This is a genomic window from Caulobacter sp. GW456-12-1-14-TSB4 (assembly GCF_059424195.1).
Genome location: NZ_JBWKZF010000073.1, coordinates 1 through 2,117, shown reverse-complemented (window position 1 = coordinate 2,117; position 2,117 = coordinate 1). Strand labels below are relative to the sequence as shown.

Annotated in this window: 2 protein-coding genes; both read left to right on the top strand. The window is 67.7% G+C overall.

Features of this window, described 5'->3' with window-relative positions; all coding sequences use genetic code 11:
* Positions 1 to 109: 109 nt before the first annotated feature.
* Positions 110 to 967, top strand: a complete 858-nt coding sequence (locus tag AC07YH_RS26685; RefSeq protein ID WP_494749908.1) for an ABC transporter permease — start codon at positions 110 to 112, stop codon at positions 965 to 967.
* Positions 964 to 2,082 (top strand): ABC transporter ATP-binding protein, encoded by a 1,119-nt coding sequence (locus AC07YH_RS26680; protein ID WP_494749907.1) that lies wholly within the window; start codon positions 964 to 966, stop codon positions 2,080 to 2,082. Before AC07YH_RS26685 ends, AC07YH_RS26680 begins: the two co-directional genes overlap by 4 nt.
* The last annotated feature ends 35 nt before the right edge of the window (positions 2,083 to 2,117 follow it).

The window sequence follows — 2,117 nt, the reverse complement described above, 5'->3', positions numbered from 1 at the left end:
AGGGTAGGGTGGGGGTGATACGGCGGTTCAGCTCGCGCCAAGTCCTGACGCGCTGTCACCCCCATCCCCGACCCTTCCCCCATCAAAGGGGTAAGGGGGAGGTGCTCGCATGACCAAGAAATCTCCCCCCGGTCCCCTCGAATATGTCCGCCGCTGGCAGATGCAGGCCTGGCTGGCGGCCGTGGCGATCTTCCTCTACGCGCCGCTGATCGCCCTGATGGCGTTCAGCTTCAACGACAGCCGGCGCAACATCGTCTGGAAGGGCTTCACGCTCAAATATTACGACAAGCTGTTCAACGACTCGGCGCTCTTGGAAGCGTTCGGCAACAGCCTGACCATCGCGGCGGTCTCGACCGTGCTGAGCCTGATCCTCGGGGCCTCGGCGGCGCTGGTCCTCTGGCGCTTCCGCTTCCCCGGCAAGACGGTCCTGGACGGGGCCCTGGCCCTGCCGATCGTGGTGCCCGAGATCTGCATGGGCGTGGCCATGCTGGTGTTCTTCGCCCGGGTCATGCCGTGGCCGCAGGGCCTGGCCTGGCCGCTGAACCTGGGGGCGATCATCATCGCCCACGTGTCGTTCTCGTTCCCGTTCGTGGCGGTGGTGGTGCGCGCCCGCATGGCCAGTTTCAACCGCGAGATGGAGGAGGCCGCCCGCGACCTGGGGGCCGGCGAGTTCCGCACCATCAAGGACGTGATCCTGCCGCACATGGCCCCGTCTCTGGTGGCCGGGGCGCTCTTGGCCTTCACGCTGAGCCTGGACGACTTCGTCATCACCTTCTTCACCGCGGGGCCGGACACGGTGACCTTCCCGGTGAAGGTCTATTCGATGGTCCGCTTCTCGGTGACGCCGGAGGTCAATGCGGCCTCGACGGTGCTGATCGTGCTGACCGTGCTGCTGACCGCGGCGGCGCTGAAACTGCAGGGGGACCCGGCGGCCACGGCTGGCCACGGGGCGGGGGACGCTAAATGAGCAAGCCGATCATCACCTTCGAGAACGTCACCAAGCGCTTCGGCAAGCTGGCGGCGGTCGACAACGTCTCGCTGACCGTCGAGGAGGGCGAGTTCTTCGCCCTGCTGGGGCCGTCGGGCTGCGGCAAGACCACCCTGCTGCGGATGCTGGCCGGCTTCGAGACGCCCACCGAGGGCCGTATCCTGATCGACGGCCAGGACATCTCCAACGTGCCGCCCAACAAGCGGCCGGTGAACATGGTGTTCCAGTCCTACGCCGTGTTCCCGCACATGACCGTGGCCGACAACGTCGCCTACGGCCTGGTGGTCGACAAGGTCAGCAAGGCCGAGCGCGACCGCCGCGTCGAGGAGGCCCTGGAGCTGGTGCAGCTGGGCGGCTATGGCGGCCGCAAGCCCGACCAGCTGTCGGGCGGTCAGCGCCAGCGCGTGGCCCTGGCCCGGGCGCTGGTGAAACGTCCCCGCGTGCTGCTGCTGGACGAGCCGCTGTCGGCCCTGGACGCCAAGCTGCGCGAGCAGATGCGCACCGAGCTGTGCACCCTGCAGGAGAAGGTCGGCATCACCTTCATCATGGTCACCCACGACCAGGACGAGGCCCTGGCCCTGGCCACCCGCTGCGCGGTGATGAGCAAGGGCCTGCTGCAGCAGGTGGCCTCGCCCAACGACCTCTACGAGTTCCCCAACAGCCGGTTCGTGGCCGACTTCATCGGCAGCGTGAACCTGTTCGAGGGCGTGCTGGCCGTTGACGAGCCCAGCCACGCGGTGATCCGCTCGCCCGACCTCCCGGTCGACATCTTCCTGGACCACGGGGTCACCGGCGCACGCGGCGGCAAGGTCTGGGCGGCGATCCGTCCCGAGAAGATCGAGCTGCACAAGAAGGAAGGCGACACGCCGCCCAACCTCGGCGACTGCCCGCAAGGGACCAACGCCATCGCGGGTGTCATCAAGCACGAGGCCTATCTGGGCGGGTCGTCCACGTACGAAGTGGAGATCGCCGGCGGCCGCCGGATCAAGGTCCAGCGCTCGAACCTGACCCGCTGGGACCAAGAGGACTTCAAGCTGGGCGAGACCGTGTGGCTGTGCTGGCACGCGTGTTCGCCGGCGGTGCTGTTGAGCTGAGAATTCCCCTCCCCTCGATGGGGAGGGGCAGGGGG